The sequence below is a fragment of the Streptomyces sp. NPDC096176 genome (assembly GCF_044763255.1).
Taxonomy (GTDB): domain Bacteria; phylum Actinomycetota; class Actinomycetes; order Streptomycetales; family Streptomycetaceae; genus Streptomyces.
Map to the genome: position 1 here is coordinate 1 of NZ_JBIWFV010000034.1, position 3,596 is coordinate 3,596.

4 protein-coding genes are annotated in these 3,596 nt (G+C 68.1%); 1 reads left to right on the forward strand and 3 read right to left on the reverse strand.

Annotated elements, in window-relative coordinates; translation table 11 throughout:
* Positions 1 to 418: 418 nt before the first annotated feature.
* Positions 419 to 1,426 (reverse strand): stage II sporulation protein M, encoded by a 1,008-nt coding sequence (locus tag ACIQ7Q_RS34910; RefSeq protein ID WP_403871492.1) that lies wholly within the window; start codon positions 1,424 to 1,426, stop codon positions 419 to 421.
* 131 nt (positions 1,427 to 1,557) lie between these two features.
* Here ACIQ7Q_RS34910 and ACIQ7Q_RS34915 point away from each other — a divergent pair, with 131 nt between their 5' ends.
* Entirely contained in the window at positions 1,558 to 2,547 is a 990-nt protein-coding gene (locus ACIQ7Q_RS34915; protein ID WP_403871495.1) for an RDD family protein, read from the forward strand.
* Positions 2,548 to 2,716: 169 nt separating this feature from the next.
* On the opposite strand, the gene ACIQ7Q_RS34920 is transcribed toward ACIQ7Q_RS34915, so the two are convergent.
* Together ACIQ7Q_RS34920 and ACIQ7Q_RS34925 are read right to left on the reverse strand one after the other, a co-directional pair.
* Positions 2,717 to 3,331 carry a hypothetical protein gene (locus ACIQ7Q_RS34920; protein ID WP_403871498.1) on the reverse strand — a complete coding sequence of 205 codons (615 nt, stop codon included), beginning with the start codon at positions 3,329 to 3,331 and terminating at the stop codon, positions 2,717 to 2,719.
* Positions 3,332 to 3,518: 187 nt separating this feature from the next.
* Positions 3,519 to 3,596 (reverse strand): adenosylhomocysteinase (locus ACIQ7Q_RS34925; protein ID WP_403866536.1); only part of this gene is annotated, 78 nt, incomplete at its 5' end.

Genomic DNA, 3,596 nt, shown 5'->3' on the forward strand with positions numbered 1-3,596 from the left:
TTGAGTTCTCAAGGAACGGACGCTTCCTTTGTACTCACCCGCAGAACACTTTCTGGGGCTTTCCTCCGGGCGCTTCCCTTCGGTCTTGCGTTTCCAACCTTACCAGATCCGTTTTCCGTTCCGTTTCCGGTTCGGATTTCATTTCCGGTGGCCGTTGGAGGGCCTTTTTGCCTTTCGGCTGACCCCGACTTTATCAGAACCATTTCAGCCGACCTAATCGGCTTCGTGATTCGGATGAAGGAATCGGGATGGGCTCCGCGGAAGGTAATTCCCGACGAGAGCCAGACAGACTCTAAAGGTTCAAGCCCGAACTTGTCCAGTCCGAGACAACCCGTAAAATCTACCTCCCCGCTGCTCCCGTGTCAACAGGGTCGCGAGGCGAAGAGGAGACTAGCAGCTCGGAGGGCGTCGACGCACATCAGGCGGCCGTCGGGAGCCCCGCGCTGCGGTCGGGTTCCTCCACATCGCCCGTCTCCCCTGCGCGGGCTGCCCTGCCGCCGAGGATGTAGACGTAAGCGAGGAGGGCCAGCTCGGCGACGACACCGATGGTGATGCGCGCCCAGGTCGGGAGTCCGGAGGGAGTCACGAAGCCTTCGATCAGGCCCGACACGAACAGCACCAGAGCCAGGCCGATCGCCATGCCGAGGGCGGCCCTGCCTTGCTGGGCCAAGGCCGTGCGGCGGGGCTGCGGGCCGGGATCGATGACCGTCCAGCCGAGACGCAGCCCTGTACCGGCCGCGACGAAGACGGCGGTGAGTTCCAGCAGACCGTGCGGGAGCACCAGGCCGAGGAAAACGTCGAGCCGGCCGGCCGACGACATGAGGCCGATGCCGACGCCCAGATTCAGCATGTTCAGGAAGAGGATCCAGAGGACCGGCAGGCACAGGAAGGCGCCGAGGGTGAGGCACATGGCGGCCGCCTGGGCGTTGTTCGTCCACACCTGTGCGGCGAACGAGGCCGCGGGGTGGCTCGAGTAGTACGTCTCGTACTCACCGCCGGGGCGGGTCAGTTGCCGGAGCTCCGCCGGAGCCCCGATCGCGCCCTGCACCTCGGGATGGGTTCCGATCCACCAGCCGATGAGGGCGGCGACAAGGGTGGAGAGCACAGCGGTCGGTATCCACCAGTGTCGGGACCGGTAGACCGCAGCCGGAAAACCGGCCGTGAGGAAGGTGGCCACGTCCTTCCAGCCTGCCCGCCTGGTGCCGGTGACGATGGCGCGGGCGCGTGCCACCAGCTGGGTGAGCCTTGCCGTCAGTGCCGGCTCAGGGGCACTGGACTGGATCTGGGAAAGATGGGTGGCCGTGCGTTGGTACAGAGCGACGAGCTCATCGGCTTCCGCGCCCGTGAGGTGACGTCCGCGACGGAGGAGGTGGTCCAGGCGGTCCCACTCTGCGCGGTGGGCGGTCACGAAGACATCGAGATCCATGGTCGGCTGCTGCTCCAGGCACTGGGTGCGTACGGTCCGTACTACTGCACTACTGCGACACGCTGCGGGTCAGCTTGGCAGACTGAGTAACCGAGGGGCAGGCAAGGTCGACAAACGCGAGGGGCGGCACAGTGAGTGGGCTAGTGACGGGGGACGCGGTCGTACTGGGGCTGCAACCGGCGAGATTGCCGAGTCGGGCCCTCGCTCTCGTGATCGATTTGGCCCTGGTGCTGTTTGCCTATCTCCTGCTGTCGATCGGGCTGGCCATGGCGACGGCGTCGTTGGACGAAGCGGCTGTCATGGCACTGTCCATCGCTTCATTCCTCCTGGTTCTGGTGGGCGCGCCGATAGCGGTGGAGACGCTCAGTCACGGGCGGTCGCTCGGAAAGCTGGCGTGCGGGCTGCGCGTCGTACGGGACGACGGCGGGCCGATACGTTTCCGCCACGCCTTGGTGCGGGGCGCGATGGGGGTCGTCGAGATCCTCTTCTCGTTCGGTGTCATCGCTTGCATCGCATCGTTGGTGTCGGCGCGAGGCCGGCGGATCGGAGACGTCTTCGCCGGGACGCTGGTGGTGCGGGAGCGGATACCCGCGGCGCGAGGCCCGATGGTGGCCCCGCCCCCGCCGCCGTGGCTCGTCGGGCGGTTCTCCCAGCTCGACCTGTCGGGTGTGCCGGACGACCTGTGGCTGGCGATACGCCAGTACCTGACACGGATGAGGCAGCTGGACCCGGCGGTGAGCTGGTCAATGGCTCAGCAGTTGGCCGGTGATCTGGCCACGCGTACGGGAACGCCGGCGCCGCAGGGCGTCCCGCCGGCTGCTTATCTGGCAGCCGTGGTGAACGAGCGGCAGGCCCGTGACGCCAGGCGCGCGTTCACCGCATCCGCCGCGAGCCTCCCCGGCGCATCTGCCGACGGCCCGTCCCACCACGTCCACGCTCTCTCGGCTCCCACCTCGGCGACCGGGGCGGCCCTGCCGGACCCCGCCGCTGAATCTGCTGCACCGACTGCTGCGCCTGTTGGCACCGGCGTCGCGTCGGGAACGCAACAACGTCCATCGGCGACGGACGGCTCGAAGATCCCGCCGCCCACGCCGTCCGGCGGATTCGCCCCGCCCGCGTAAGGACCGGCCGACCACTGCCAGTCACCGTGCTCATGCTCGAGCGCGCCGCGATCTGCTGCGGAAACAGCGGCGGCTCAGGGCCCGTCCTGCCGCGGTTCATCACGACCCGTTCCCCCGCCGTACTGCCACGGCTCATCGCAACCCCACTCCGCCGCCGTTCGGCCGCGGTTCAGGGGAAGGTCGAGGGCGGGGTCTCGAGGTCCTCGAGTTCGATGCCGGGCGCCGCGAGGACGACGTCTCCCGCGATGTGGACGGCATGCTGTTCGCCCGTGTCCAGGGCGCTGACCTGGTACTCGTCCACTGTCAGAGGGCCATTGTCAGTGGCATGCGCTTCACTCTTCACCAAGGCCCAGGACTGGTCGACGGTCCGGGGTGCGAGAACGGGGTCCGTGAAGGCGACGAGGCGGAGGCGGGTTGCGGGGGCGCCGGGTGCGAGGCGCAGCAGACGGGAAGTTGCGACGAGGAATGCGGGGGAAGTGCCGGTGAACGCGTGGGCAGGCGCGTTGCCTTCTTGCGCGTGAGCGCCAGTCGGGTCGGTGCGGACCCAGGTGACGCCGTCGATGGCTGCGCCGCGGACCTGCCAGCTCGCAGCATGCAGTTCGAGACGGATGGGGCGGCCGAGTTCGTCGAGGGCCAGATCGACGGAACCGGCGTCGGCGCCGGAAGGGGTGGTGGTCCGGGAGACGTAGCGCCAGCCGGAAGGGCCGGGGGCGCACTGGAAGTGCTCTTCACCGAGGGGGGTGTGATCGTGCGGATCGTGGAGCGAATAACGGCCGCGAGGCATGGGGGCGTAGGTGTCCTTGTGCGGTGAGGCGTCAGCCGGAGCCGTTCGAGGAGAGTACGGGGCAGGCCCCCGACACGGGGGTGCGGGGGCCTGCCTGGTGCTGCTGTGCAGCGGAGCTGCGCATACTTCTGCCTGCAGTGCTGTGCTGCGCATACTTCTGCCTGCAGTGCTGTGCTGCGCGGCGTGGTCAGTAGCGGTAGTGGTCCGGCTTGTACGGGCCGTCGACCTCGACGCCGATGTAGGAGGCCTGCTCCGGGCGCAGGGT

Coding starts and splice junctions, on each gene's coding strand:
- ACIQ7Q_RS34910 (WP_403871492.1), bottom strand. CDS start 1,426: ATGGATCTCGATGTCTTCGTGACCGCCCACCGCGCAGAGTGGGACCGC.
- ACIQ7Q_RS34920 (WP_403871498.1), bottom strand. CDS start 3,331: ATGCCTCGCGGCCGTTATTCGCTCCACGATCCGCACGATCACACCCCC.